The following is a 1,020-nucleotide window of genomic DNA, read 5'->3' on the forward strand; positions in this document are numbered from 1 at the left end:
CGAGAAGGCGCACCCGGACGTCTTTGACATCCTCCTGCAGGTGCTCGACGACGGCCGCCTCACCGACGGCCAGGGCCGCACCGTGGACTTCCGCAACACCATCCTCGTGCTCACCTCCAACCTGGGCGCGGGCGGCACGCGGGAGCAGATGATGGACGCCGTCAAGCGCGCGTTCAAGCCGGAGTTCATCAACCGGCTCGACGACGTGGTGATGTTCGACGCGCTCAGCGAGGAGCAGCTCGAGCACATCGTCGACATCCAGATCGACGAGCTCGCGCGGCGCCTCAAGGGTCGCCGGCTGGTCCTGAACGTCGAGGACCCGGCCAAGGGCTGGCTCGCCCGCCGGGGCTACGACCCGGCGTACGGCGCCCGCCCGCTGCGCCGGCTGGTGCAGCAGGCGATCGGCGACAAGCTCGCCCGGGCCCTGCTCGGCGGCGACATCCGCGACGGCGACACCGTGACGGTCTCGCTCGCGGAGGACGGCGAGTCGCTCAGCCTGGGCTGATTCACCCGATGCAGAAGGGGGCCCGGTCACCCGCGTGGTGGCCGGGCCCGCTTCGTGCCACTCGGCGTCGGGCTACTCTCGCGCATCCAGTACGAACTCGAGCCCCGCCGAGAGGATCGCCGCATCGGCCGTGAGTAATCGCAGTCCGTCCACCTGCGCTTGCGCCACGAGCAGCTGGTCGAAGGGGTCTCGGTGGGGAAGTGACACCGCGCTGACCGCGGCGGCGTGTGTGGCGTCGATCGGCAGGTGGGTCATGCCCATCGAGGGGAGCTGGTCTTCGAACCCGTCCACCACGTCCAGCTTGCCCCGTGACTTCTTGAGGGCGATCTCCCAGATGGACACCGCCGAGCAGTACCTGCTCGACGACGAACTGAGGAGCGCCCTCGATCGTGGCCCCACCCCGGGGGATCCCGACATCCACCACAGGACCAGATGGGTGTCGAGGAGAACGGTCACAGGTGATCCTTGAACAGCTCGAGGATCTCGGGATCCTCGCCCATGAAGTCTGCGTCGTC

The 1,020-nt window shown here is 68.6% G+C and carries 2 protein-coding genes; one reads left to right on the forward strand and one right to left on the reverse strand.

Annotation, left to right across the window (positions count from 1 at the left end):
- Positions 1–505, forward strand: a 505-nt coding sequence (locus tag B4M60_RS12905) for an AAA family ATPase (RefSeq protein WP_291084673.1), incomplete at its 5' end; no start/stop codon positions are given.
- A 72-nt stretch (positions 506–577) separates the two neighbouring features.
- Here the strand turns inward: B4M60_RS12905 and B4M60_RS12910 are convergent.
- Entirely contained in the window at positions 578–961 is a 384-nt protein-coding gene (locus B4M60_RS12910; protein ID WP_291084676.1) for a type II toxin-antitoxin system VapC family toxin, read from the reverse strand.
- Between the last annotated feature and the right edge of the window lie 59 nt (positions 962–1,020).

The sequence above is a fragment of the Dietzia sp. UBA5065 genome, assembly GCA_002415925.1.
Lineage (GTDB): Bacteria > Actinomycetota > Actinomycetes > Mycobacteriales > Mycobacteriaceae > Dietzia.